This window comes from Rhizobium sp. CG5, assembly GCF_023701945.1.
Lineage (GTDB): Bacteria > Pseudomonadota > Alphaproteobacteria > Rhizobiales > Rhizobiaceae > Allorhizobium.
Map to the genome: position 1 here is coordinate 58,657 of NZ_JABAEF010000004.1, position 26,403 is coordinate 85,059.

Annotated in this window: 22 protein-coding genes; 9 read left to right on the forward strand and 13 right to left on the reverse strand. The window is 61.0% G+C overall.

Annotation, left to right across the window (positions count from 1 at the left end; translation table 11 throughout):
• Positions 1–107: 107 nt before the first annotated feature.
• The gene (locus HGO38_RS08285; RefSeq protein ID WP_250955423.1) at positions 108–398 is read right to left on the reverse strand and encodes a hypothetical protein; all 291 of its coding nucleotides are present in this window, start codon (positions 396–398) and stop codon (positions 108–110) included.
• 445 nt (positions 399–843) lie between these two features.
• Here HGO38_RS08285 and HGO38_RS08290 point away from each other — a divergent pair, with 445 nt between their 5' ends.
• On the forward strand, positions 844–1,236 hold the full coding sequence (locus HGO38_RS08290) for a response regulator (protein WP_250955424.1): 393 nt from the start codon (positions 844–846) through the stop codon (positions 1,234–1,236).
• A gap of 62 nt (positions 1,237–1,298) precedes the next feature.
• Here the strand turns inward: HGO38_RS08290 and HGO38_RS08295 are convergent, their stop codons facing one another.
• The 9 genes from HGO38_RS08295 to HGO38_RS08335 all read right to left on the reverse strand — a co-directional run bounded on the left by HGO38_RS08295 (position 1,299) and on the right by HGO38_RS08335 (position 12,665).
• Positions 1,299–3,641: a polysaccharide biosynthesis tyrosine autokinase gene (locus tag HGO38_RS08295; protein WP_250955425.1), complete on the reverse strand. Its 2,343-nt coding sequence runs from the start codon at positions 3,639–3,641 to the stop codon at positions 1,299–1,301.
• A gap of 91 nt (positions 3,642–3,732) precedes the next feature.
• Positions 3,733–4,638: a UTP--glucose-1-phosphate uridylyltransferase gene (locus tag HGO38_RS08300; RefSeq protein ID WP_250955426.1), complete on the reverse strand. Its 906-nt coding sequence runs from the start codon at positions 4,636–4,638 to the stop codon at positions 3,733–3,735.
• 4 nt (positions 4,639–4,642) lie between these two features.
• Complete coding sequence (locus tag HGO38_RS08305; RefSeq protein WP_250955427.1) at positions 4,643–5,653, reverse strand: glycosyltransferase family 2 protein; 1,011 nt, start codon at positions 5,651–5,653, stop codon at positions 4,643–4,645.
• On the reverse strand, positions 5,650–6,597 hold the full coding sequence (locus tag HGO38_RS08310) for a glycosyltransferase family 2 protein (protein ID WP_250955428.1): 948 nt from the start codon (positions 6,595–6,597) through the stop codon (positions 5,650–5,652). Before HGO38_RS08310 ends, HGO38_RS08305 begins: the two co-directional genes overlap by 4 nt.
• Entirely contained in the window at positions 6,594–7,619 is a 1,026-nt protein-coding gene (locus HGO38_RS08315; RefSeq protein ID WP_250955429.1) for a glycosyltransferase family 2 protein, read from the reverse strand. Before HGO38_RS08315 ends, HGO38_RS08310 begins: the two co-directional genes overlap by 4 nt.
• Entirely contained in the window at positions 7,609–8,823 is a 1,215-nt protein-coding gene (locus tag HGO38_RS08320) for a glycosyltransferase (protein ID WP_250955430.1), read from the reverse strand. The genes HGO38_RS08315 and HGO38_RS08320 overlap by 11 nt, the downstream gene beginning before the upstream one ends.
• A gap of 35 nt (positions 8,824–8,858) precedes the next feature.
• Positions 8,859–9,650: an endo-1,3-1,4-beta-glycanase ExoK gene (exoK, locus tag HGO38_RS08325; RefSeq protein ID WP_250955431.1), complete on the reverse strand. Its 792-nt coding sequence runs from the start codon at positions 9,648–9,650 to the stop codon at positions 8,859–8,861.
• A 6-nt stretch (positions 9,651–9,656) separates the two neighbouring features.
• Entirely contained in the window at positions 9,657–10,739 is a 1,083-nt protein-coding gene (locus HGO38_RS08330; RefSeq protein ID WP_284739354.1) for an acyltransferase family protein, read from the reverse strand.
• A 456-nt stretch (positions 10,740–11,195) separates the two neighbouring features.
• Entirely contained in the window at positions 11,196–12,665 is a 1,470-nt protein-coding gene (locus HGO38_RS08335; protein ID WP_250955432.1) for a lipopolysaccharide biosynthesis protein, read from the reverse strand.
• Positions 12,666–12,786: 121 nt separating this feature from the next.
• Between HGO38_RS08335 and HGO38_RS08340 the strand changes: the two genes are divergently transcribed.
• A complete protein-coding gene (locus tag HGO38_RS08340; protein ID WP_250955433.1) occupies positions 12,787–13,746 on the forward strand; it encodes a glycosyltransferase family 2 protein in 960 nt (319 codons plus the stop codon).
• A 91-nt stretch (positions 13,747–13,837) separates the two neighbouring features.
• On the forward strand, positions 13,838–14,788 hold the full coding sequence (locus tag HGO38_RS08345) for a polysaccharide pyruvyl transferase family protein (protein ID WP_250955434.1): 951 nt from the start codon (positions 13,838–13,840) through the stop codon (positions 14,786–14,788).
• On the opposite strand, the gene HGO38_RS08350 is transcribed toward HGO38_RS08345, so the two are convergent.
• The gene (locus HGO38_RS08350) at positions 14,779–15,795 is read right to left on the reverse strand and encodes a glycosyltransferase family 2 protein (protein ID WP_250955435.1); all 1,017 of its coding nucleotides are present in this window, start codon (positions 15,793–15,795) and stop codon (positions 14,779–14,781) included. The two genes, HGO38_RS08345 and HGO38_RS08350, sit on opposite strands and share 10 nt — an antisense overlap.
• A gap of 125 nt (positions 15,796–15,920) precedes the next feature.
• Positions 15,921–16,202, reverse strand: coding sequence for an exopolysaccharide production repressor protein (locus tag HGO38_RS08355; RefSeq protein ID WP_250955436.1), 282 nt, complete (start codon positions 16,200–16,202; stop codon positions 15,921–15,923).
• A gap of 801 nt (positions 16,203–17,003) precedes the next feature.
• On the opposite strand from HGO38_RS08355, the gene HGO38_RS08360 reads away from it, so the two are divergent.
• The 3 genes from HGO38_RS08360 (at position 17,004) to HGO38_RS08370 (ending at position 20,324) form a co-directional block, all read left to right on the forward strand.
• Positions 17,004–17,681 carry a sugar transferase gene (locus tag HGO38_RS08360; RefSeq protein WP_250955437.1) on the forward strand — a complete coding sequence of 226 codons (678 nt, stop codon included), beginning with the start codon at positions 17,004–17,006 and terminating at the stop codon, positions 17,679–17,681.
• 62 nt (positions 17,682–17,743) lie between these two features.
• Positions 17,744–19,015: a polysaccharide biosynthesis/export family protein gene (locus HGO38_RS08365; RefSeq protein ID WP_284739355.1), complete on the forward strand. Its 1,272-nt coding sequence runs from the start codon at positions 17,744–17,746 to the stop codon at positions 19,013–19,015.
• A 7-nt stretch (positions 19,016–19,022) separates the two neighbouring features.
• Positions 19,023–20,324 (forward strand): O-antigen ligase family protein, encoded by a 1,302-nt coding sequence (locus HGO38_RS08370; RefSeq protein ID WP_250955438.1) that lies wholly within the window; start codon positions 19,023–19,025, stop codon positions 20,322–20,324.
• A 154-nt stretch (positions 20,325–20,478) separates the two neighbouring features.
• On the opposite strand, the gene iolG is transcribed toward HGO38_RS08370, so the two are convergent.
• Entirely contained in the window at positions 20,479–21,474 is a 996-nt protein-coding gene (iolG, locus tag HGO38_RS08375; RefSeq protein ID WP_250955439.1) for an inositol 2-dehydrogenase, read from the reverse strand.
• 230 nt (positions 21,475–21,704) lie between these two features.
• On the opposite strand from iolG, the gene HGO38_RS08380 reads away from it, so the two are divergent.
• The 3 genes from HGO38_RS08380 (at position 21,705) to iolD (ending at position 26,402) form a co-directional block, all read left to right on the forward strand.
• Positions 21,705–22,523, forward strand: a complete 819-nt coding sequence (locus HGO38_RS08380; protein ID WP_250955440.1) for a MurR/RpiR family transcriptional regulator — start codon at positions 21,705–21,707, stop codon at positions 22,521–22,523.
• 136 nt (positions 22,524–22,659) lie between these two features.
• Positions 22,660–24,582, forward strand: a complete 1,923-nt coding sequence (locus tag HGO38_RS08385) for a bifunctional 5-dehydro-2-deoxygluconokinase/5-dehydro-2-deoxyphosphogluconate aldolase (protein ID WP_284739356.1) — start codon at positions 22,660–22,662, stop codon at positions 24,580–24,582.
• On the forward strand, positions 24,579–26,402 hold the full coding sequence (gene iolD, locus HGO38_RS08390; RefSeq protein ID WP_250955441.1) for a 3D-(3,5/4)-trihydroxycyclohexane-1,2-dione acylhydrolase (decyclizing): 1,824 nt from the start codon (positions 24,579–24,581) through the stop codon (positions 26,400–26,402). Before HGO38_RS08385 ends, iolD begins: the two co-directional genes overlap by 4 nt.
• Position 26,403: the final 1 nt, after the last annotated feature.

Below are 26,403 nucleotides of genomic sequence, written 5' to 3' on the forward strand. Positions count from 1 at the left end.
CCGCTGCCAGGCCTAGAGCCGAGCGGAACGTTCCTCGAAAGAACACGGGACAATCTTCACAATGCTGACGATCATGCACTTGTCGGGCCGCATCGTGTGCGAGCCGGTCATGGCTTCTGACGGGCTTTTGTCCAAATCGCCCAGACAGAAACGAAGCAGGCGAGTATAATCGCGTTCGAGACAAGACCGCAGGCAATCGCAACGAGGCGGGCTTCGTTGCCGGTTGCGGCATTTGCCGCCGTTGTCAGCGGCAACAGGATCGCCACGAACACAACGCCAAGACCCAGAGGCATTGCCAGTCCCATTGTTGGGCGTGTCCGCAACGCTGTCAGCAGCAAGAACAGGATGAGGCCGATGCGGAATGGATCCATGAGTTGAGAGACGAGCGTTTCCAACATTTTAGATCCCCGGTTTGTTTTGAACACCATGGTTCCACAAAGAACGTGTGCGAGCAAGCGGCCAAACATGCGCGGCCGGAAGACACGAGAGCAAACGGGCCCGTTGATCAAACCTGGCATTTTAGGATGAAGGGTTTACCCGTCAGCTGTGCTATAGGTTGTTTGTCGACGTGTCCGTCGTGCCTGCTCGCCTGACCTGCCGAGTTTGACGTGCCCCTTAAGTTTCCGGCCCTTGAGAGCGGCTTGATGACGGCGACATGGATCATAACGCCGGCATCTGTCATGCCTGACGTGAGCCATGCACCCCCGGCACAATGGTGACAAATCCGCCATCTGGAAAGCGCTGTTCCAACCCGCGCTTTTCAACGGCCGCATAAGAACCAAACGGTGTCAAAGCACGATGCGAACAGAGCCCCACTCAAGTCTCCAATACACTGAGTAAATGATGAAAAATGGCAAAGCAGTCGTCCTGGTTGTCGAAGACAGTACGATCATTCGAATGGGCGCCATCGATCTGGTGCTGGCGGCCGGCTACGAAGCGCTTGAGGCCCATGATGCGGACGAGGCAATTCGCATTCTGGAGTCGAGAGATGACATCGATCTCGTTTTCACCGACGTTCAGATGCCAGGGACGATGGACGGCATAAAGCTGTCTCACTACATTCGCGATCGCTGGCCCCCGGTAAAGCTGATCATTGCATCCGGCGCGGCAATTCTCGAGGAGAGCATGCTGCCGGTCGGCAGCAGGTTCTTCTCAAAGCCCTATGATGAACACACGATCACAGACGTCATGGCCAAGCTGCTTTCAGGCGAAGCGCCAATCGCCGTCGCCGGTTGAATTCGGCAGCGGACCGGCGCTCTTCCCGCCGCGGTCTCCGGCTTGCGCTGCCGGATCCGATGTCATGGGCTGACGCCCGTCTGCTCGACGTAATATTTGGCATAATTGTGCCGCATGGTTTCCGAACCGCCGAAGTCGCCATAGCGGCCCAGTTCGGTCATGTCGGTCTTGTTGAGGATGACGCCGAGGATCTTCGCGCTGATCTGCGTCTCCGCATCGAGAATATCGGAAACCAGCCGGGTCGGTGTCTTGCCCCATTCCACCACGAAGATGAAGCCGTCGGCATGGGGGGAAAACGCCTTGGCATCGACGACCGGGCCGAGCGGCGCAAGATCGACGATCACATAGTCGAAGGACTGGCGGACGTTGTCGATCAGCGTTGTCATGCCGGGCGAGGCCAGAAGTTCGTTGGTATGATGGAGATGCGGGGACGCCCGCCCTGCGACCGGCAGGATATGCAGTTTGGTTTCCTGGTCGATCTTCACGGCATTGGTCCAGGGCACCTCGCCCAGCACGACTTCGACCAGGCCGATCGTCGGGCTCGGCTTTAGCAGGCGGCTCAGGCTCGGGTTGCGCAAGTCTCCGTCGATCAGCAGCGTCCTCTTGCCGCTCGCTGCCAGCAGCACGGCAAAATTGGCAGCCACCGTGGATTTTCCTTCGCCGGGTATCGACGAGACGACCCCGATGACGCGGCTGGCACGACCCTGCAGGATGATATCTGCGGCGAGTTTCGTATTGCGCAGCGTTTCGGTAAAGGCCGAGCGCGGCGCGTCGAGCACGGTCCGCATCACCCGGTTCAGTGCCTCGCGGTCTGGCTTGGGTTCCGGTTCGACGCGACGTTTCAGGAAGGGCAGGGCCGGAAACGAGTAAACCTTCTTCGGCTTGGCGCCGATCAGCGGCAGATAGCCGAGCGACTTCTGGCCAAGCACTTTGCGAACATCGTTTTCCAACCGGAAAAAGCGTTCCTGCATCTCCTGGAAAAATCCGAGAGCACCGCCCAGCATCAGGCCCAGCACCACCGAAAGGGCCAGAACCATGGTCCGCTTCGGTGCGGAGGGCGAAACGGGCACGCCTGCTTCGGAGATGACGCGCGCCTTGGCGATCGGGAACGATTGTTGCTGTGTCGCCAACTCGTAACGGCTCAGGTAGGATTCATAGAGCGATTTCAGCGCTGTCGCCTTTTGTTCCAGTTCGCCCAACCGCACCAGCGAACGGTTCGCCTCGGAATTGCGGCCGGCGACGCCGTCGATACTGTCGCGCAGCGACTGTTCGCGCGACCGCGCCACGTCGAATTCGTTGCCGTAGCTTGCCGTCAACTGTTCCAGTTCGCGGAAAATCCGGCCGGCGACATCGGTCTTCTCGGTCCTGAGCGCCACGGCCTGTGGATGATCTGCGCCGAAATTCTGCGTGATTTCCTGCTCCCGCTTCTCGATGGCCAGATAACGGCCGCGCAACTCCTGGATTACGGAATTGTCCGTCTGCTGGGACGAGACGACGGCATTCTTGACCGCGCCCTCCGGTCCCTGGTCGATGATCGACTTGAACTGGCGATAACGGGCGCCGGCCGTTGCGGCATCGGCCTGGGCGATGATCAGCTGGCTGCTGAGATCGGCCAATTGCTGCTCGGACATCAACTGGCCGCGCGTCGACGTCAGGCCGTTTTCCGTCTTGTACCGCTCGACGTCGAGGGAGGCGGCCTGGGCACGCTGACCGAGATCGGCAAGACGTTGCTGCAGCCAGACGGAAGCTTTTTCGGTGGCATCGAAATTGGCGTTCAACTGGTCCGTCAGAAAGGCCTCGGCATAGGCATTGGTGACTTTCGCCGCCAATTGCGGGTCGGGCGACTTGTAGGAAAGCGCCACGACGGCACTGCGCGATACGCGCTCGACGGTGATCGATTGCTGAATGAGTGCGGCGGCCTTCTGGCGTTTGCCGCTCAGAATGGCTGCATCGGAGGCAGGCGTCGACATGTCGAACAGTCCGATCATCGACCTTAGCCAGGATTTTGCGGTGGCGACCGGCGACTGCGGCGGATCGAGGATGGTCTCGTTTTCCGCAAGACCTGCCTCGTCTACCACACGCAGTGCCATCTTGCCGGATTTGAGGATTTCGACCGTGCTCGAAATCTGAGTGTCGGCCTGTTGCCGGCTCTGGGCCGAAGTCTCTTCCTCCTCGGCGTAGCGCGACAGGCTATCGTCCAGCAAAATCTGGGTCTGCGACGTATAGATGGGCGTGGCAAAAACCAGATAGGCGATGCCGAGCGTCACCATAAGGGCGACCGAAAGCGCCACGATCCGGGTGCGCCGCATCACGGCGGTGAGCAGTCGTTCCAGATCGATGAAGGAGTCGGAATTGTCCTTCTGGCGGTGCAATAGACTGTTCAAGGGCAGACTTCTTTCGTTCATGATCGCCGCTCTATCTCGATAATGTGTTCCTGTCCGGGCATGCTTGCCCGAACAGATCTCCGCTCGATCGCCAGAACCCGGTTGCGCCGCTTCAGGCGACCCGCGTCCGGCCTTCGTGCGACAGGACAAGCGCCTTGACCGAGGCCAGCACCGCGCCGCCAATATCGTCGCGCGCCAGAGCAAAGGCCACATTGGCTTCGATGAAGCCCTGCTTGGAGCCGCAGTCGAAGGTGCGTCCGTCATAGGGATGGGCATGGAATGGCTGCTGCGACGATAGGGTCAGCATGGCATCGGTCAACTGGATCTCATTGCCGGCACCGCGCTGCTGGCGGGCCAGAATGGAAAATATGTCCGGCTGCAGAATGTAACGTCCGTTCAGATAGAAATTGGAGGGCGCCTGACCGGCCGGTGGCTTCTCGACCATATGGGTCACGGAAAAGCCGTGCGGCACATCTGGGCCCTTGCCGACAATGCCATAGCTCGATGTATCTTCCGGTGCGCATTGCTCGACGCCCAGCACATTGCCGCCAACCGTGCTGTAGAGATCCATGAGACCGGCCATGCAACCGCGGGCGCCGAACGAGATCATGTCCGGCAGCAGCAGGGCGAACGGTTCGTCGCCGATCAGGTCGCGTGCGCACCACACCGCATGGCCAAGACCGAGCGGCGCCTGCTGGCGGGTAAAGCTCACCGAACCGGCCGTCGGCAACATGGCCTCCAGCTCCGAGATCTGTGCCGTCTTGCCGGACCGCGACAGCGACGAGATCAGTTCGGGAGCATCGTCGAAATGATCTTCGATGGAATGTTTGTTGCGGCTGGTCACGAAGATGATCTGCTCGATGCCGGCTTGGCGTGCTTCGTCGACGGCATATTGCACCACCGGCCGATCGACGATGGTCAGCATTTCCTTGGGCATGGCCTTGGTGGCGGGCAGAAAACGCGTTCCGTTCCCTGCCACCGGAATGACGGCTTTCCTGACGGTCCTGTTCGGATCCATGGCATTATCCTTTGCGCGTAGAAGGGCTTTTGCCCGAAGGGGAAGAGGGCGCCGCCTTGGCGGAGCGGTTGGTGCCGAGGAGCGAAGCAACCATGCGCTGCAGCCGGACGGCGATCGGCATGCGAAGATGCCAGAGGGCTGAAGGGCGGGCGACGGCGACGCCAAGGGCGCCGACCAAGGACCGTTGTTTGAGAAGGTCGATGAGGGCCACGAAGGCGCTTGCCGTCTTCAGGCTGCGCGTGCGCCGGCGCTGGGCCGCCATGGCCGGCCCGTCGAGCCGGTATGTCTCAAGAAAGGTCTTGTCCGAAGCGAGCATCGCCTCGACATGGTGCTGTTTCAGCACGCGCGAGATCGAGCCCTCGCGGATGTGATAGATGTAGCCGGCAACCGGCTCGATGGCGCAGATGCCGCCGACGGCAAGTGCCGAGGCAAGCAGGAGATAGTCCTCGCCGATCCGCAGGCTTTCATCGAAGCTGAGATCGTGTGCTTCCAGAAACACCCGCTCGAAGACCGGCTTCATATAGCCGAAATTGTGCCCGGACCGGAACAGGATGTTTGATTCGATGAAAGCCGGCAGGCCAAGGATCGGCTGGTCGGCCAGCCGCCGCTCCTCAAACATGCGGTGGCAGCGCCCATCGCCCGAAACCACGTCAAGATTGTCGACGACGATCTGCGCCCCTACCATCTCGGCGCGGGTGAGCATGCGGGCGAGGCGGTCCGGCTTGATCGTGTCATCCGCATCCAGCACGGCGATCCAGCGGCCCCGCGCCTGCGATAGGCCGGCATTGCGGGCGCCGCCGGGGCCGCGATTGGTCTCAAGCGCGATCAGGCGGATGCGGGGATCGGCCATTGCCAGAACGGTCGCGGTCGTGTCGTCCGACGAGCAGTCGTCGATGACGATCACCTCAAGCGTCACGCCCTCCTGCCCCAAGGCGCTTTCGACGGCGCGCACGATGGTATCGGCGGAGTTGTAGGCGGCAATGACGAAGGTGACGTCCGGAGATGCGTCGGTCATGGGGTCGTCGCTCCCAGCGCACCGTATTGCGGGATTTCGCGAAAGCCGAGAATGCCGGCCACGGCGCCGATATGCAGCGTGGCGCGAAGCGCATAGCGGGTCCGGTGCACCGGCAGGGCGACGCAGGCGATGCTGGCAAGAGCGCAGACTGCAAATTTCGAAGTGGCGACCGCAGCCTGGCGCAGCCGCGCCATCATGCCGGCATTCTCGCAAAGCAATCGTCCATGGGTCTGCCCCATCCGGTAGCGGCGCTTGGCAAGCCAGGCAAGCGTCGCCCGGTTTGCCGGCACGGGTTCGTGCACCAGTGCCTCAGGCGCATAGGCGATCAGGCCGCCCGAGCGATGCACATGGGTGAAGAACTCCGTATCCTCGCCGCCGCTCTTGCCAAGGGCGAGGCTGAAGCGGCGTCCCCGCACCGATGGTGCCGACAGGTCGAGAAGCGTATTGCAGGTATAGCCGGTGCGGATTTCGCCACCGACCCAGACCGGCAGGGTGGAGTGAAAGTCGCCGCGGCGCATCCAGTCGGGCGCCGCTTTGTCGTAGCCGGCCCTGACCGGTCCGAGAACGGCGGCAGCGCCGGCCGATCGGGCAGAGGCCAGCAGGTTTGCCAGCCAGTCTTCCGAGGCGGTTTCGTCATCGTCGATGAAGGCGAGATAATCGGCCGTGCTGGCATCGAGGCAGGCGTTGCGGGCGATGGAAATGTTGCCGGCCGGGCAATGCACATAGGCGATGTCGAAGGGGACCGTCGGCCGCAGGGTGTCGACCAGCGGTGCGGCTGTCGGCGTGATGTCGTTGTCGGCGACGATGATGCGGACCGAGGCGCCGTCGGGAACGGCGATCATCGCCAGCGATAGCAGGGTCTGCTCAAGTGCTGCGCGCCGGAAGGTGCACACACCGATATCGATGCGCAAGGCGGGTGTGATGGACGGTCCGGCCTCGTTCATGGGGTCAATCCCAGGCTCTGCGGATAGGCGGGCACCCGGCGGCGGCGAAAATCGAGAAGTTCGCGCCAGAACCCGGCCGACCAGGCAAAGTGCATGACCATTGCCGACACCGCGGCCAGCGGACCATAGGGATCGCCCTTTCCAAGGGCCAGCCAGGCGCCATAAGCCAGGCATGCCAAGGCCCACAATCCGACCGGAACGACGGCCAGCCAGCTGACGAAAGCCAGAAGGGCGCCGACAGCCACCGGAGCGACGGCGAGCGGGATCATCTGCCGAAGGCTCGGTAGGGCACGATGTTTTAGGAAATTGCGGGCCCGACCCCGGCCATAGCCGAAATATTGCCGGAACAGCGGTCCAACGCTGGCGCGTGGATAATAGATCATGCTGGTTTTATCCGTCATCCAGATGCGATAGCCGGCCTTGTCGAGGCGATAGTCGCATTCGGCATCTTCGTTATGGTTGAAGTTTTCGTCATAGCCGCCGATGGCGCGGAAGGCGGCAATGCGCATCAGGGCATGGTGACCATGGTTGGTCCAATGGCTTGGAGCGCCGGTGCGATGCTTCGAGCCGCCATTGCCGAGCTTCGAATTCTGCGCCAGCGCCGTCGCCTTCTGAAATGTGCCGAGACCGATCGTCCGCATGCCGACCACCACCGAATCAGCACCCGTTTCCAGCGCTTCGCGCACCAGGTTTTGGCAATAGTCATCGGGATAGTCGCCATGCGCGTCGATGCGGATCAGGTAGTCGCAATCCCCGCCGAAGGTGGCGACCGCGAGGTTGACCGCCGCGCTCTGGATCCGTCCGGGATTGTCCAGCAGGGTCACCTTGTCGTTGCTCTCGATGATCCGGCCGACGATCTGCCGGGTGGCGTCCCGGCTTCCGCCGTCGGCCACCACGATACGGGCGTCGAGATCATGGAGCGCCCCGGCCAGCCGGTCGATGACACCCTCGATATGTCTTTCCTCGTTGAGGCAGGGAATGACGATCAGGCAGCGCACGGATTTCAAGTTATCATCCTTCATGAACATCCACCTTCTGGGCAACGGGTTGGGAAACAACGGACACCGGCTGAACGGTGCGAGGCAGGGAGGTAAGCGGGGCAAGAGCCTGAACCAGAGCCTGGCAATCGGCGCGGTCGCAGATCCAGACCTTCGGATCCTGTGCCATGATGGCGCTTGACGCAGCGAGATAACGGTCCGCCGTCATGGTCTCGAACAGATCGGCAAGCTGCTCGACATTGGCCTGCGCGAGACGAAATCCGATCATCCTGCGCTCGACGAAGCGGGCCGTTTCCGTGCCGGAAAGGGTGATCGGCACGGCGCCATAGCGGCAGCCCTCATAAAGCCGGTTGGGCAGGAGCCAGCTGGAATTGAGCCCTTCCTCGAAGAAATCGATCGCCCAGGAAAACTGAACCTCGCCATAGATGCGCGACAGGTCCTCCGGGTTCTTGTAGGGTCCGTGATAGGTCATGAAGGGCTCATTGCCCACAAAGCCGTCGAAATCGTCGAATTCCGAATAGGCTGGCCGGCCCCGGAGTTCTACTTTCACACGGCCCTGCATGGCGCGGGAAAAATCCGAGAGCAGTTTCAGCGACTTGGAGCAGCGCAGCGCGCCGAACCAGCCGATTCGCCAAGGCTCGCCATCTCGCGGCAAGCGCGGCCCGGGCGCGATCGGCGCGCCCTGCTCCGAAAGCTCGAGAACTTTGTTTTCGAGCAGTATGATCGGCGCAGTGAGACCGGAGAGCGGCTTGAAATAATTGTCCACGAAGGCAGGTGAACTGGTGATCAGGGCACTGATATCGCGGCCCAGATAGGCTTCCGCTGCTCGAATGGCCTTGCCGGCCGTATCCTTGCGCAACAGCAGGCGGTGGATGTCGAGGCATTCATAAACGATCGGCACTTTCGCCCCGAACAGGGGCGCGGCGCGATTGGCGACGGCCAGCATTTCGAGATTGCGGGCAATGATCACATCGGGCCGACGCAGGTGGCCGAGCCGTTCGCTAAGGCCAAGGCAGGCCTTGGCGACAGCGGCGATCCGCTGCCCGAACCGCCCGTCCGCCGTCGTGCCAAGCTCGATCGGGACGATGCCCTCGACGGAGGCAAGCACATTGGCGTCCCGGCGAAATCCGGCCAGCGACACATCGGCCCCGCCCTCGCGCAGCATCAGCACGCGCCGCCGGACGGCCGGGTCGGCCAGGTCGTGGGCCAGATAGAGGATATGAAGCATCAAAACATCCGTGTCCGTGGGGTGTCGGTCAAACCTCAGTTCAACGTGCAGGCAATGGATTCAGGGAATTGGCAGGGGTCGCCCGCGGCGGTAAAGGCAACACGGTCGACCTGCATCGTGGTTGGGCCCTCCACGGAAAATTTGCCCATCCAGTCGCTCAGCGTATCGGTGCCCCAGAGGCTGAGGAAAATCTTCTGGGCATTGACGGGCAGCTTGGCGGGATCGGTGACCTCGTGCACCATCTGGCCGTTAAGATAGTAGCGCAGCCGGTCCTTTTCCCAGACGAAGGCATAGTCGTTGAAGGCGCGATTGGCGCCGCCTGGAACATCCACCAGTTTCTCGTTACCGCCCTTGGCGGAGATATACTGGTTGAGCTGGACCTTGCCCGGATCCTTGCCGAGCACTTCGAAATCGATCTCGTCATGCGGTTTCTTGTCGGTCGGGCCGATAAAGGTGAAGAAGGCCGAATTGAGCCCGGATCCGTCAGCCGTCTTCATCCGCGCTTCGTAGGTGCCGTAGCCGTAACGCTTGCGGGTCTGGATCTCGCCGCAGGTAAACTCCCGCTCGCCCGACTGACGTTTTTCAAAGGTCAGGTTGAGGACGCCCTCCTCAACCTTCACCTGCCGCTTCGACCAGGTGCAGTTCTGGTGGGCGCCATTGTTCCAACCGTCGGAAATATACCAGGCCTTGGTGTCGAGCCTGTCGAAGGTCTCAATGAAGGACGTGCCGGTTGCGCCCTCCTGGGCACGGGACATGGGTGCGGTCCCTGCGACGCAGAGGCCGAGGATAGCGAGGCGGTGGGCTCGTTTTGTAAAATTCGATCGCATCGTCTGTTACCTTTCCTGGGGGCTGTAGCCCGCCTGCTTGCCGGAGGCATCGCGGCGAGGCGGCACATTTCCCGATTTCGACCGGCTGCCGGTCAGAAGGCCGTAAAGCTGGGGCATGGTGCGCTTCACGACAGCGTTGGAGAGAACGGTGGCGGCCAGCACGACGACCGGAGCCACGATGTAGAACAGCGGATAGAAGCCAAGGCCCGTCCGGTTCCACACCATCCATGCGGTCACCAGCAGGGGGTAATGGGCGCAGAAGATCCAGAAGCTCAGGCCGCCGCCTTTGGACAGAGGCGCTGCATAGCGCGAGCCGATCAAAAGGGCCGACAGGCACCAGGCGCCGAGAATGCCGGTCAGGGCCGCGAGGCTTCGCGCCGTTTCCAGCCAGGCCGGAAATTCCGGGCCGTATTGGTAGAGTGCTACGGCCAGAGCCACGGATATCGCCAGCACGGTGGCGAGGATAGGACCGGCCTGCCGGTCGAAGCGCTTGATATCCACCTTGTGAAGGGCGGCATAAATCCCGACGCTGAAGCCAAACAGAATGGACCGCTTGAGGAAGATGCCGCTCGGGACCGGCAGCACGGCATAGGCCAGAAGCACGGCAAGTGTTGCGACCGGAAAGCGCATGATCAGGAAGCCGAGCACCGGTGACAGCAAAAGGCAGAGCAGAAGATCGCGCAGGAAGTAGAGCGGCACGTTGATCGGCCAGGACTCGAGCGCAAAAGACAGGCTGGCGAGGTCCCGCCACGAGGCGCCGAGGACATCGGGCAGATAGCCGAAGCCGATGGCGTTGCGCTGCGCGATATAGGCAAGCAGCAGAAACGACAGGTTCCAGATCAGGAACGGCACCAGCACGGTCATCGCCTTGCTGCGCATGGTCCTTGCATAGTCGAAACCCTCAAGACCGCGCCGGAACAGCAAAAAGCCCGAGATTGCGCTAAGGCATGGCACGCCGACCCGGAACAGACTGTCGCCGAGAAAGATCCGCAACCAATCAAACAGGCCATAGGTGCCCAGGAAGGGGCTGGTCTGCGGATCGTGGGGAATATGTACGAACACAATCCCCGAGATGAGCAGGAGGCGCATCAAATTGATCCGCGAAGAAATGTCCGCGTCCACAGTCACGATGTCAGTCACCCCTATCGGGCCGTTCCCCCCGGACGGCCGTTTCAACCAGAGCAGACTTCAGCCCGCATCCCTAAGCTAGGCCATTGAACGCGAAAAAATATGGCAGTGCAGCAAAAATCATTGCGCAATTTGGTTGCAGTGCACCCAAGCGGCGCCCGGGAGCGGCTTCGCGGCGAGCCCGTCTTTCGGCGGCAGGGGTCGTGAAAACAACGCCACGGCAAGCCGTTGCGGAAATTCCGCATGTACTGAAATGCAGAGATCCAGACGAAATGGCCCGACCCGAACTGACTTCGAAATTCCCTAGGATTAAGTGTTCGCAGACCGACGGAATGTGCCATTTTAAGCGAAATGCGTGCAGGAATGAGGCAAGCCTTCCATTTTGCGGCACCCCTGAATCAACCGGCACGCACCTGCTCAAGCCGGTGAAGCGGACCTCCGGTTGCGCACCATCTCCTTCAGCTTTTTGAGAAGCGGTCGTTCGGTCAGGACAACGAGGACCGTATAGAGGACGCCGCCGAGCAGGGAGCCGGCGATCAGCTGCAGGACCGCATTGGGCATCAGGTTTCCATAATGATCCAGAGCCAGACGAACCGCGACCGCCATGACCAGAGCCGTGAACATCGGCCGGGTCGTGATAAAGAATCCTTTGAGAAACGCGGTCCCGTCGGCCCGGAACACCACCCAGCTATAGCCGCACAGCACCAGCGCGTTGATGACGCAAAGCGCAATCATCGCATCCACCAAAGTGCCGTTCGCTGCCGCATAGGCAACCGCCCCGGTCGTCACCACAGCCCGGATGACGGCCCACCAGAACAACGTTCCGCCATGGCCCACCCCCTTGAGATAGGGGATATAGGTGCTGCATGGCGTGAGGATGCCCTTCGAGAGCGCCAGAAGGCTCAGCACCGGCCAGGCATAGGCCCATTGTTTGCCGAACAGCACCAGCATGGCCGGCTCGGCGATCGCCCAGAGCCCGAACATCATCGGCGCCAGCAGCACGGTGGTCACCTGGGTGCTGAGCATCAGGGCCTGCGATCGACGGTCCCGGTCATGCATCATGGTGCTGAAGGCCGGGAACAGCACACCCATGACCGCCGACAGCACGACCTGGTTCGGAATGCTGGAAAAGCGGTTTGCGGCGGAATAGGCACCGGCATCGGCGAGTCCCAGATAGCGCGATATGACGACCATCGGCGACTGGAAGGTAATGAAATTGGCGATCTCCGAGCCCATCATGCCGAGGCTGAATCGGCCGAGCGCCCAGACCCGGCGCGGATGGAAGACCAGGCGCGGGGCATAGCGCGACACGGCATAAAGTCCGACCAGACGGATGAGGGCAGAAGAGAACAGCTGCGCCAGGAGGGCGTAGACGCCGAAGCCGAAGATCGCCATCGCCACCGCGAGAATGGCGCCAAGGGATTCGGAGATCATGCTCCACAGGGCATCCTTGCTGAATTGCATGCGGCGGGCGAGCAGTGCATAGGCCACATCGCCGCAAAGCTGCAGCGGAATAAGAAAGCTCATGATTTCAAGAAGATAAGCTGCATCTTTGGCGCCGAGCAGCGTGGCGATCGGATCGGAATAAACATAGAGGCCGGCTGCCATCAGGCAGGAGATCACAAGATTTACCCAGAAAACCGAATGTATGGTTTCCATTTCCTCTTCGTGCTGGATGATCAGCGCCGAGGCAAAGCCGGCCCCGCCGATCATGGCCAGAAACTGCACAACAGCCAGTGCCACGGCGACCGCACCGAATTCGTCCGGCGACAGGATGCGCGCCAAAATCGGCACAGTGACAAATTTAAGCCCGAATGTGCCTGTCTTGGATAGGACACTCCAGCCGACATTGCGCGTAACCGATTTCGCGTTGACTTCTGGGGGCATGGCGACATCCTATGGGGGGAGCAGGAGAGGGAGACGACGAAAGACTTGAGCCGGATAAGGGCAGCAGCCTTGTGGGAGGAGACCACTAGACCTCTTTTAGAAAAACCGCAGGGGCGAAAAGATGGCGAAGCTGACAGTTATCATTCCTTACTACCAGAAGGAGCCGGGCATTCTCCGGCGTGCGCTGGCGTCCGTCTTCGCACAGACCTTCACCGATTTTAATGTCATCATTGTCGATGACCAGTCGCCGTATCCGATTTCCGACGAATTGGCGCCGCTTGCTCGCGAGCAGAGAACGCGCATAAAAGTCATCAGTCAAGAGAATGGCGGACCAGGCGGTGCGCGCAACACTGGCCTTGATCATGTTCCGGCGGACACGGAATTCGTGGCTTTTCTGGATTCGGACGATCTTTGGACCGCCGATCACCTGAAGAATGCCTATGAAAGCATGAGCCAATTCGGGGCTGACTGCTATTGGGCCTCCATCACCGGTGGCGACGCCTTCTACTACCATTTCGGGATCGCCCATCTGGAAAAGACCGAGCAGGTCACCCGTCTTGCCGAGAGCCCGCTGGTCGTCGAGCTGCCGGAACTCTCGAGCGTCATGCTGAAAAACTGGAGCTTCCTGCACCTGTCCTGCATGGTGATCGGCCCCAGCCTTTTCCGCACCATCCGGTTCGAGGCAGAGCTGCGCCTGGCGGCCGAAGACGTGCTGTTCTTCTGCGATTGCGTCCTGGCGGCCAAGCGCGTCATCCTCTGCGATGCGGCCGGTGCCGAGCGTGGCGAGGGGATCAACATCTTCCACAGCATCGATTCCGACTCGCCGGAATTCCTGAAGCAGCAGTTCAATACCTGGGTGGCGCTCGACACGATCGAGGGCCGTTTCTCGCGCCGGCCCGCAGAAATCGCCTCGATCCGTGGCTACAAGCAGACGGCAAGGCGGCAGGCGCTGTGGAGTCAGGCGCGCCTGCTCAAGCGGCGCAAACTGCCGCAGTTCGATCTGCTCGCCCGCTGGTTCTGGCGCGATCCGCGCATCCTGCAAAGCGCCATGGCATTGGCCGTCGGCAAGCTGTCGAAATGAATTCGGCGGTGCCGGTCTGCGCGTCCCAAAGCCGCACTCGGGCATCGTGTCCTGCCAGCCTTTTCTCTTCAGTCTTCCAAAGGAGACAGTCATGCAACCCTATTACTGGGAATCCGAGCACGGAAACTTCGGCGACGATCTCAATCTATGGCTCTGGGATTTTCTGCTTCCCGGATTTCGCAACGCGAGCCCCGACACCTTGCTCGTCGGTGTCGGCACGGTGCTCAATCGTGTCCTTCTGCCGAAGGGTGGCCACAAACTGGTTCTGGGCAGCGGTTTCGGTTACGGCGCCTTGCCCGATATGAGCGATCCGTCCGAATGGGACATTCGCTCGGTCCGCGGTCCGCTGACGGCCGGGAAGGTCGGCGTTCCCGCCGAACAAGGCATCATCGATCCCGCTGTGATGGTTGCCGACATGCCGGAATTTCAGAATCTGCCGAAGAAGTTCAAGAAGAGCTTCGTGCCCCACTGGGAATCGGCGATTGCCGGAATGTGGCCCGCGGTTTGCGAAATGGTCGGCCTGAATTACATCGATCCGCGCGGCGAGGCCAAGGAGGTCATCCGCGCCATTGCCCAATCGGAACTGATCGTGGCCGAATCGATGCATGGCGCCATCCTTGCCGATGCGTTCCGCGTGCCATGGGTGGCGGTGACCACATCGCACAGTATCAACAGCTTCAAATGGAGCGATTGGGCCCAGACCGTCGGCGTCAGCTACAAGCCCCGTCAGGTTCCCATTTCAAGCCGCGCCGAGGCGATGGTCAAGGGCGCGCGGTTCTGGGGCGTTGATTTCGAGACCGGCGCGCCGCCGCTTGAGGATCCGAACAGCAAAAAGATCGACGGTGACGTTCTCGTAGAGACCCGCGGTCCCCGCCAGACGCCATTGCGCCGGGCGGCAAAACAGGCGCTGGCGGCGCCATCCGCCCTTGCCCTCTGGCAGGCAAGCCGCGCCGCGCCGCAGTTGAGCACCGATGCTGTTCTGCAGGGCCGCAAGGACCGTTTCCTCGAGGTCATCGAAGGCGTGCGCCGGGATTATTGCTGATCCGGCTCCGGGATGGTGGGCAAAAGATAGCGAAAGGCAGGGGCGCCGGCGTCGACCGGTGCCGCTGCCTGTTGCGGCCGGAAACGCTCGGTCTTGTCGGCCACAATGCCGCTGACGATGGCCGGGATCGCTCCGGGCCTCGCCATCATGTAGCCAAGTGCGGCGCGAGGTCCGCCGGCCTTCTTCAGATCGAGAAAATGGCGTAGCTCGTAGCGCCCGCGGATATGCCGCTCGTGGCGACGGATCAGCGCGGCGGCCTCCGCGGGGAAACTCGGATCGGCCAGCATGGCCCGATCGGCCTCGAACAGCCGTTTCAGATCGTCGGTTCGGTGGCTGCCGCTCAAGGAATCGTGCCGCACCACAGCACCATAGCCGCAACCGTGAACGATCTTGTAGCGCGCCCCGCGTGCCAGCGCCCGCGCATAGAGGTCATAGTCCTCGCCAAGCCGAAGACTGTCCTGGTAGCGCAGGTCATGGGCATCCAGAAAGCTGCGCCGCATGACCGGTTTTAGAAAGCCGATCTCGCCCCGCTGCTTGCCCCGCTCCGAGATATTGCCCTCGATGAAATCTTTGAGATCGAGCAGTCGTGCCTGCGACTGAAAGCGCGGCACCGCCGCCGATGCCCGCGAGGCGCCGGCTTCATCGACGAAAACGATATTGTCGGCGATGAAATCCCAGTCGCTTTCATGAAAAAGCCGCTGGAAGCGGCCGGGCAGGAAAAAATCGTCTGCATCGAGGACCGCCAGCAGCGGCGCTCGGGAATGGGCAATCGCATGGTTGCGGGCAGCGGCCGGTCCACGGTTTACCGGAAAACGGATGATCTTCAGTCGTCCGCTGCCGTCATCGACGGCCTCTGCGGCCTCCGCCGTTGCATCCGTGGATCCGTCGTCGAGAACAACGATCTCCGCGGTTTCTGGCTCCGCCAAGGCCGATGAGACCGCCCGGCCAATCGTCGCCGAGGCATTCTTGGCGGCAATGATGACGCATACGTCGGAAGTTCCCGGCATTCCCTGCTCCTGTGATCACCCGTGTCACGGAACCCATGACAGCACGGTTTCAGCAAGGATGGGAGCCGATCATGTCGCAAAAGCGGCAACGACCGGAGAAAGCCGCGATATGCGGCTGTGCCATTTTAAAGGTTGGAATGGCCTGTCTTGTTGAGGCTAGAGACGGTCGTATTGGCTAAATGCTTGTCATCACTGATATTTTTTGCCGCCATCGGGCTTGGCTTGCGGTCTCTGGCTGCGCGCCAGACAAGATAAAGAGTAGCCGCGAAATATCCGACCTGGAGCAGAATGGCGCATATTACGGTCTGGATGAATGTGCCAAACAGGGACCCTGTCAAAGCATAAGTGGCGACCGCGAAGACAATCAACGCGCCGATCATGCTGACGAAGACACGAGGTGCATACATCGGACTACCTCCCATCCCAATATTTGGCAAAATTCCTCATTCTAAACCCTGCCTTCTCCTCTAGGCTATCCGAGATATATTGAACTGGAGCCTGGATTTCAATGATTGAGCGTATGCGCAAACGCGTGTGGCACGACTATTTCTGGTAATAGCATGCTGCTTCTTTCCGTTCAGTTACATTGAAGGTTCAAATTGCAGCTCGGCTGAGGTAAATTGTTAACCATAAGAGAAGGCTCGAATCGCCGCTCTCGGAGAATCACATTTCAAAGTACGGCAGTTTCGGCCCCATTTTGGCCATTAGCCCGATGAATTGAGGCAGAAAGCTCCGCGACGGGGCGCGAAGACGCCAAACGCGGCGCTCATACTGCAGTGCGACATCACGAATTGTTACAAGATTAGCGATTTAGAATGGAAAAATGTGCAGTGCAATATAATGATGCGGCGCAAAATTTTTCCCGCAGCAGTCGCCAAGACGTCTATTAATTGCGGAATGCTAAGGAACGAAACGATTAGATCTGCAAATAGCCAAGCCGGATCCAACAAACTTGCCTGTCAATGTTTCGTGAAGTGGTAACAGCCCGGTGTTTCATTGCGCGGATGAGCTTGGATGTGATTCCGGATTGGCCGATGACCGGAATTATCCTTAGCATCGATGAATTCATAAAATACTATGTATCGAGCATCACAAATGGGCTTTTAAAAGACTGTTGCGAAGGACAAATTCTTACCACAGGCTTGCTCTTGGATAGGGCTCCGTCCTCCGGGACCCGACCAATCGCCAACGTAAATGGAGTCATCTCTATGAAGTCCGCGACTCGATCGGCAAGCACGCCGTTGTTTAGCACGCTTAATGCCGGCACCCCGCCGGTGGGAGGGATATCCAAAAGGGGTTTTGATATTCTGGCAGCCAGCCTGGCGCTGGTTTTCTTCAGCCCTTTGTTTCTGCTTCTTATGGCCCTCGTCAAATTCTCCGACGGCGGCAAGGTCTTCTATGGTCATCGCCGCATCGGGCATAACGGGCAGAGCTTTCATTGCCTGAAATTCCGCACGATGCGACAGGATGGTGACCGCCTTCTGCAGGAATACTTCCTGCAGAATCCTGCCGCTTACGAGGAATGGCGGCAGACACGCAAACTTCAGGACGATCCCCGCATCACTTTGGTCGGCGGTGTCCTGCGTAAGCTCAGCCTTGATGAACTGCCGCAGCTCATCAACATCATCCGGGGAGAGATGAGTGTCGTCGGGCCTCGCCCGGTCGTGGAAGATGAGCTCGAAATGTACGAAGCGGCCGCCGTTTTCTACCTGCAGACCAGGCCCGGCTTGACCGGCCTCTGGCAGGTGAGCGGCCGCAACGATGTGTCCTATGCGTCCCGCGTGGCCATGGACACCCAATATGTGAAGAACTGGTCCCTGCTCAGCGATTTTGTCATTGTCGCCCGGACCGTTCCAGCTGTCTGCCTGTCTCGCGGCAGCTACTGAAAACGGATCCCATCCGCAAGATCGTGCGGCTGGGATCCTCGAACAGAAAACGAGGCATTCATATGCACAAAACCGCATCGACCGGGTCAAACCCGGCCTTCCGTCGTTTTCCACAGTCCAGAGCGACGCTTCTTGGGCTGTCTCTGCTTGTCTGCCTGGCGGGCCCGGCGACGGCGGAAGATTATCATCTCGGTGTCATGGACAAGCTGCGTGTGCGGGTTTCCGAATGGCAGACCGCCGAAGGCACGGTTCGCGACTGGACCGCGGTCAGCGGTGACTATGCGGTCGGCGCCTCCGGCACCCTGTCGCTGCCCTTCATCGGTGAACTGGCCGCCTCCGGAAAGACAACCGCGCAAATGGCCGCCGACATCGGCGAGAAGATGCAGCAGATTTTCGGCCTTCGCGACCGGCCCTCCGCCTCCGTGGAAGTTGCCGAATATCGGCCGGTTTATATTGCCGGCGAAGTGCAGACGCCTGGTGAATATCCCTATGCCCCGGGCATGACGGTGCTGAAAGCCGTCAGTCTCGGCGGTGGATTGCGGCGCGCCGAGATGGGCCAGCGCTTCACCCGAGATATGATCCAGTCGGAAGGCGATTCGTCTCTGCTGATCGCCGATCGAAACCGCCTGCTGGTGCGCCGCGCCCGCTTGATGTCGGAGATGGCGGGCAAGGATACGATCGAAATGCCGGCAGCCTTGAAGGAAGTGCCCGCTGCTGAAGACTTTCTGGAAAGCGAGCGGGCCCTCATGGTGTCGCGCGACAAGAAGCTCAGCTTGCAACTGACGGCGCTGAGCGATTTGAAGACGCTGCTGCAAAATGAGATCGTGTCGCTCGATAAGAAATCGGAAACCCAGAATCGGCAACTGGGTCTGGTCGAGGTGGATCGGCAGAAGATCTATAACCTGACGGAGAAAGGCCTGTCCGTCAGTTCGCGAAAGCTGGAAATCGAGAGGCAGGTCACTGACCTGCAGGCAACTCTGCTGGATATAGACACCTCCAAGCTGCGGGCCCGGCAGGATGTCAGCGAAGCCAATCAGGACGAGATCAAGCTTCGAAACGACTGGGACGCTCAAGTGGCGCAGGAGTTGCAAAACACCGAGAGCGAACTCGACAAGATCGACCTGAAGCTCGGCACCAGCCGCGATCTGATGGCCGAAGCCATGATGCAGTCGACGGAAGCAGCGGCCCTTAAGGCCAATGCGTCGGCCGCTGCCATCACCTATACCATCGTTCGTGACAAGGACGGCAAGATTTCCGAGATGCCGGCCGATGAAAACACCAAGATCGTGCCCGGTGACGTGATCAAGGTCAATGCCGCCATCGCCATGCAATGAGGCTTTGATGCGGATCGCCAAATCCAGCCTGATCGAACCGGGAGAAAACCAGCTCTATGGCACGGTCGCCATCGCGCTGTCGGTGTTCATCTTCGCCTATTCGACCCGCTTCGGTCAGGTGTCGATCCTGGCCTATTACGGTCTGTGGTTTCCGCTGATCCTGGTCAATTACCGCACGGTTCTCGGCAACTACACCAGATATGTCTGGATCTTTGGCTTCGCAGTCTTTTGCGGTCTGTCGATTTTCTGGTCTGCCGCCCCCTCCGTCACCACGCGCACCGCCATCCAGTACATGACCCATGTGGTCTGCGCACTGATCGCCATGCGCACCATCGACATCCGCACCCTGACCCGCGGCGTGATTGCCGGCATTGGCCTGGTCCTCACCTACTCGCTGCTTTTCGGGGTCTATCACTTTGATCCGATCGACGGCGGTTTCAGTTTTGTCGGATCCTTCGCCTCGAAGAACCAGCTCGGTTTCTACGCTTCGCTCGGCATCTATTTTGCCTTTGCGGCAGCTTTCGTTCTCGGCGAGCGCGTCCTCTGGCTGGCACCTTGCGGAGTGGTCGGTCTGCTTGCCGCCTATTGCCTCTTTGCATCGCAATCGGCCACATCGGTTCTGACCGTCGCCGTCGTCATCGCCATATCGCTCGGGCTGCGTGTGTTGCAGATACTCTCGCCGGACAAGCGCAAGATTCTCTTTCTGGCCGGCACGGTGTTCAGCATCGTGGCGTCTGTCGGGCTCATCTACGGCGGCGGCATCGATCTGGTGCTGGGCGCCTTCGGCAAGGATTCGACGCTGACCGGGCGCACCTATCTCTGGCAGCAAGGCATCGAGGCGGCCGGCACCAGTCCCTTATTCGGAATCGGCTACCAGGCCTATTGGGTCCAGGGATTTTCCGAGCCGGAGCGATTGTGGGAAGAGTTTTTCATCGGCTCGCGCTCCGGCTTTCATTTTCACAACACCTTCATCGAGGCCGCCGTCGAGACCGGGTTGATCGGCCTCTTCCTGCTGTGCCTGATTCTCGTCGTCGCCCTTCTCGGCCATCTCGGTCGGCTGCTCAGCCATGCGCGCGATCCGGACGCCGTTGTCATGTTCGGTGTCGCCATGCTGCTGGTGATCCGGGCCTTTGTCGAAATCGACACGATGACGCCCTATCACGTCGGATCGTTCCTTCTCTATTTCACCGCCGGCAAACTGACGCTGCGCCAATCCAAGGCGGAATTCGCAGTTTTCGTACCGCCGACCATTCCGCAGCGTGACATCGCGGCCTTTGAGCCCGCCGGCCAGATAGAGGCTGCTTCCTGAGACGCCTCTCCGGTATCCAGAAGCTGCGGGCCTCCTCAAACTCTGCAGGTGCACTGGCTTCAGGTCCCGCGAAAACACCCGGCATCCGAAAAGATCGCATGAAAAGGCCGGCGCCCCAAAGCGTGCGCCGGCTTGTTTGAACTGGGTGCCAGTCTTACGGCTTGACGGACACCGCAATGCCCTCGCGGGCGGCCTTCAGTGCTGCATCGGCAAGCGTCAGGGCGATCAGCCCGTCTTCCGCAGAGGGCGAGGGCGCAGACCCGGTCTCGACGCAGTCGATGAAGGCCGCGATTTCAGCGGCATAGGCGGCCGTGTAGCGGGTCATGAAGAAGTCATGCAGCGGTGGGCGCGTATAACCGTCCTTGTTGGCGATTTCGATCGACACCGGCCGCTGGTTTTCCGCCGAAACCGAGCCGAGCGATCCATGCACCTCGATGCGCTGGTCGTAGCCATAGGTGGCGCGGCGGGAGTTGGAGATCACGCATTGCCGGCCACTGGCGGTGGTCATCATCAGGCTGGCGCTGTCGTAGTCGCCGAGTTCGCCGATCTTCGGATCGACCAGCACAGCGCCGACCGCCATCACAGTGACGATTTCCTCGCCGAGCAGGAAGCGCGCCATGTCGAAGTCATGAATGGTCATGTCGCGGAAAATGCCGCCCGAGACCTTGATATACTCCGGCGGCGGGGCGCCGGGGTCGCGGCTGGTGATTGTCACCATCTCGACCGTGCCGATCTTGCCGTCGTCGATCGCCTTGCGGACCGCCTGGAAATGCGGATCGAAGCGGCGGTTGAAGCCGAGCATCACTTTGGCGCCGGTCTTGCGAACCGTCTCGAGGCAGGCTCTGGCGCGGGCGACATCGAGGTCGATCGGCTTTTCGCAGAAGATCGCCTTGCCGGCTTTGGCAAAACGCTCGATCAGGTCGGCATGGGTATTGGTCGGCGTGCAGATGATGACGGCATCGATTTCCGGGTCTGCCTCGATCTCGTCGATCGTCTTCACCGCACAGCCCGTGGCCGCCGCAATGGCATTGGCAGCCTCCGCAAAGGCATCCGCCACGGCCACGAGCCTGGCCCGCTTGTCTTCGGCAATCGCCTTCGCATGGACCTTGCCGATGCGGCCGGCTCCCAGAAGCGCCAGTTTCGTTACCATGTCATTCTCCTCCCTGGCCGCCCTCCATCCGGACTGACGGCGCTTGAAAACCAACGCACCCATGCGCTCCATTCCGGCGCGCCGACCTTTGCCTTCGAAGGCCAGGGAACGCACCAGAAAATCGCAGCGGCTGCTCCTCGCGCCGCCGAAATCTTCGTTTGGAATATACGTTCCATTTTGCTAGATTGCGATATTGTTTATGTCAAGTGCATAGGGCCAGAAGGACAGATATGGCAGAGACCGACAGCCCCGCCACCCTCAAGGCATTCGAAGAACGGCTTATGGACGTGTCGGAAAACCTGCCGAAACGGCTGCGGCAATGCGCCGATTACGTTGCCGCCAACAAGGATCGCATTGCCGTGTCGACGGTGGCGGAGATGGCCGACGGGGCGGGCGTACAGCCCTCCGCCTTCATGCGCTTCTGCCAGATCCTTGGCTTTTCCGGCTTTTCGGAGATGCAGCGCCTGTTTCGCGAATCCTATGTCGGCGGCTGGCCGGACTATACGACGCGCCTGCATCACCTGCGTGAAAAGGCGGAAGGCAGTCCGTCCGCGCTGCTCGCCGAATTCGTCGAGGCCGGCCGGACCTCGCTGGAGGGCCTGCTCAAGACCATCGATCCGCCGGTGCTGGAACAGGCGGTGCAGCTGCTGTCCGGTGCCCAGATGATCCATATTATCGGCCTGCGGCGCTCGTTCCCGGTCGCCAGCTACATGGCCTATGCCTTTGAAAAGATGAATGTCCCGGCCATGCTGCACAGTGCCGTCGGCAAGCTCGAAAACCATCACGCGATCCGGCCCGGCGACGTGCTTCTGGCCATTACCTTCTCGCCCTATTCCAGCGAGACGATCGACCTGGTGGAAACCGTCTCGGCCCGCGGCATTCCCGTGGTCGCCGTGACCGATACGATCGTCAGCCCGATGCGCAAGTTCGGCGCGATCACGCTCTCCGTTTCCGAGGTCGATTTCGGCGCCTTCCGGTCGCTGTCAGCCACTCTCTGTCTGGCCATCGCCCTGTCGGTGGCGGTGGGAACGGCGCGTCAAGAAGATTGAATATTTGTATTGAAAGAGATAAAAATAGAATTTATAGTCCATATTCAGAACGTGTAGAACGGCCAGCGGGAGAGGTGGGCCGTTTGTGACAAGGGGATTGCGGGTAAAAAACGCTATCGCCGCCAGGGAGGACATCTTGACGCAACTCGATCTGATCACGATCGGCCGATCGTCCGTGGACCTGTACGGGGCCCAGGTAGGCGGGCGTCTGGAGGATATGGCCTCCTTCAACAAATACATTGGCGGCTCGCCCACCAATATCGCCGCCGGCACGGCCCGGCTCGGCCTCAAATCGGCACTCATCACCCGGGTCGGCAACGAACATATGGGCCGCTTCATCCGCGAGCAGTTGGTACGCGAAGGCGTCGATATGCGCGGCGTGGTCACCGACAACGAGCGTCTGACCGCTTTGGTGCTGCTCGGCATCCGCGACCAGAGCCAGTTTCCGCTGATCTTCTACCGCGAAAACTGTGCCGACATGGCGCTGTGCGAAGACGATATCGATCCGGATTTCGTGGCGGAGGCCCGCTGCATCTGCGTCACCGGCACCCATCTGTCCCATCCCCGCACCGAAGCCGCCGTCCTGAAGGCGCTGAAGCTTGCCCGTGCCAACGGCGCCCGCACCGCGCTCGACATCGACTACCGTCCCAACCTCTGGGGCCTGGCCGGCCATGGCGATGGCGAAAGCCGTTTCATCGAATCGCAGCAGGTGACGGCAAAGCTGCAATCGACCCTGCACCGGTTCGATCTGATCGTCGGAACGGAAGAGGAATTCCATATTGCCGGCGGTTCGACCAATACCATCGAGGCGCTGAAAGCGGTGCGCGGCGTGTCGGCCGCCACGCTGGTGTGCAAGCGCGGCCCGATGGGCGCCGTGGTGTTCGAGGGCGATATTCCGGCAAGTCTCGATGATGGACAGACCGGTCAGGGTTTCCCCATCGAGGTTTTCAACGTGCTGGGTGCCGGCGACGGATTCATGTCCGGCCTGCTCAAGGGCTGGCTGACGGGTGAGGACTGGCCGACCAGCCTGAAATTCGCCAATGCCTGCGGCGCATTCGCCGTCTCCCGCCACGGCTGCACACCCGCCTATCCAAGCTGGGAGGAGCTGCAATATTTCTTCCGCACCGGCATTCGCGACAAGGCGCTGCGCAAGGACAAGGCGCTGGAACAGGTGCACTGGTCGACCAACCGCACCGGCGACTGGCCCGAGATGCGGGTCTTTGCCTTCGATCACCGCATGCAGCTGGAAGCCATGGCCGAAGAGGCCGGCGCCGATCTCGGCCGCATCGACCGGTTCAAGAGCCTCTGCCTGAAAGCGACCCTCCAGGTCTCGGCCAATCGCCCCGGCTATGGCATCCTGTGCGATGGCCGGCTGGGGCGCGACACGCTCTACAAGGCAACCGGCACGGGCCTGTGGATCGGCCGTCCCGTCGAATGGCCGGGTTCGCGCCCGCTGGCGCTGGAGCCGGAGATTGGCCCGGATTTCGGCGGCCTCAGCGAATGGCCGGTCGACAATGTCGTCAAGGTGCTCTGTTTTTATCATCCGGACGATGACGTCGCGATGCGGGCCGACCAGGAAGCAACCGTGAGCCGGCTCTATGCGGCGGCCCGACGCAATCGGCTGGAAATGCTGTTGGAGGTCATCCCCTCCAAGGTGGGACCGACCGACGACGACACGGTGGCGCAGATCATCGAGCGTTTCTACGAGATCGGCATCTATCCCGATTGGTGGAAACTCGAGCCGATGAAAACCGAGGCCTCCTGGGCCAATGCCTGTGCGGCGATTTCCAGGAACGATCCCTATACGCGCGGCATCGTCGTCCTAGGCCTCGATGCGCCGGCGGCCGACCTGGAAGAGAGCTTTGCAACGGCGGCCCGCTTCGATCTGGTCAAGGGGTTCGCGGTCGGTCGCACCATTTTCGGTGAGGCTGCTCGGCGCTGGCTGTCAGGCGACATCTCCGACGATCAGGCTGTCGCCGACATGGCCCGCAAATATCAGGATCTATGCACCGTCTGGGATCGTGCCCGCGCCGGTGCCGCACAAGGAAAAGACGCATGAAAACGGTCCGATTGACGGCCGCGCAGGCCATGATGCGCTATCTGATGAACCAGTTCAACGAAGAGGGCGAACCCTTCATCGCCGGCATGTGGGCGATCTTCGGCCACGGCAATGTTGCCGGCATCGGCGAGGCGCTCTACGGCGTACGGGACGAATTCCAGACCTTTCGCGGCCAGAACGAACAGTCGATGGCCCATGCGGCGATCGCCTATACCAAGCAGCTCGGCCGCAAGCGCGCCATGGCGGTGACCTCGTCCATCGGTCCGGGTGCCGCCAATATGATCACCGCGGCCGCGCTTGCCCATGTCAATCGCTTGCCCGTGCTGCTGGTGCCCGGCGACGTCTTTGCCGACCGCGGCCCGGATCCGGTCCTGCAACAGCTCGAGGATTTCAACGACGGCGCCATGACGGTCAACGACTGCTTCCGCCCCGTCAGCCGCTATTTCGATCGCATCATGCGGCCCGAACATCTGCTGACCGCACTGCCGCGGGCTTTGCGGACCCTGACTGATCCGGCTGATTGCGGCCCGGTGACGCTGGCCTTCTGCCAGGATGTCCAGGCCGAGGCCTACGACTATCCCGAGAGCTTCTTTGCCAGAAAGATCTGGCATCGCCGCCAGCCCCGCCCCGATGAGCGCGAACTGGCAGCGGCCGTCGAGGCCCTGAAGGCTGCCAGACATCCGGTCATCGTCGCCGGCGGCGGCGTGCATTTCGCCGGCGCCTGCGACACGCTGAAAGCCTTTGTCGAAAAACACGATATTCCTGTTGTCGAGACCCAGGCCGGCAAATCGGCGCTCGCCTGGGACCACAAGGCCAATTTCGGCCCGGTCGGCGTGACCGGTGCGTCGAGCGCCAATGCGGTCTGCGAAAACGCCGATCTGGTGATCGGCGTCGGCACGCGGTTCCAGGATTTCACCACCGGCTCCTGGTCGCTGTTCCGCAATCCCGAGCGCCGCATCCTGGCGCTCAATGTCCAGGCCTATGACAGCGCCAAGCATGAGGCGATCCCGCTGGTCTGCGATGCCAAGGTGGGCCTTGAACTCATCAGCGCCGCACTCGGCGATTTTCGGTTTGCCGCTGCCGACGCCAGCCTCAAGGCGGGCTGGTTCGAGAAGGCCGATGCCGTCACCGCCCCGCCTGGGGATGGCAACAGCCTGCCGACCGACATGCAGGTCATTGGCGCGGTGCAACGCGCCTCGCGCGACAACACCGTCGTCATGTGCGCGGCCGGCACCATGCCCGGCGAATTGCACCAGCTGTGGAAGGCCAAGCTGCCGCTCTCCTATCACATGGAATACGGTTTCTCCTGCATGGGCTACGAGATCGCCGGCGGCCTTGGCATCAAGATGGCGGAACCGCATCGCGACGTGATCGTCATGGTCGGCGATGGCTCCTACATGATGATGAACTCGGAACTGGCGACATCCGTCGCCATGGGTCTGAAGATCACCGTCGTCATCACCGACAATCGCGGCTACGGCTGCATCAACCGGCTGCAGATGGCAACCGGCGGTGCCGAGTTCAACAATCTCTACGCCCATACCAATCTCGATAGCCCGCCGCCGATCGACTTTGCCGCCCATGCCGCGTCGATGGGCGCCAATGCCGTGAAAGTCGGCTCGATCGCCGAGCTTGAAAAGGCGTTGGAGGCGGCCCGCGAGGCCACCGCTACCACCGTCGTGGTCATCGATACCGATCCCTATCCGGTTCCCGATGCCGGTGGCCACTGGTGGGATGTCCCGGTGCCGGAGGTCTCGGCCCGCGCCCAAGTCAACGAAGCCCGTACGCGCTACGAGGCGGCACGCAAGGAAAGACGCTAGC